At 43.6% G+C, this 312-nt stretch carries 1 pseudogene; it reads left to right on the top strand.

Annotation, left to right across the window (positions count from 1 at the left end):
- Positions 1-84: 84 nt before the first annotated feature.
- A pseudogene (locus GPL15_RS27190) lies at positions 85-312 on the top strand (hypothetical protein); the annotation flags it as partial.

Genomic DNA, 312 nt, shown 5'->3' with positions numbered 1-312 from the left:
GTAAGCGATACAAAACAGACCGTAGTGTACAACTGATAACCATCTGCTATACTCTTTTCAAAAGATTGAAGGAGGATATCAAACGTGAATGTACATTACAGCATTGACGAATGGAAAGATATTTTCAACCAGCGGATTCAAAGCGGCCTCTCTATACGGAACTGGTGCGAACTCAACGGTTTGAAATATGATACCTATAAATACTGGGAGAAAAAAGTAAAGGACCTAGAGCGCACAGAAAGCCCCGCCCCGGCTTTTGTTGAACTTCCTGCTGATTCCTATCCCATGGATGGCCTGGAAGCACCATCCATG

Origin of the sequence: Clostridium sp. MCC353, from assembly GCF_018785315.1 — a bacterium.
Classification (GTDB): Bacteria; Bacillota; Clostridia; order Lachnospirales; family Lachnospiraceae; genus CHH4-2.
This window is presented reverse-complemented; position numbering and strand designations above follow the sequence as displayed.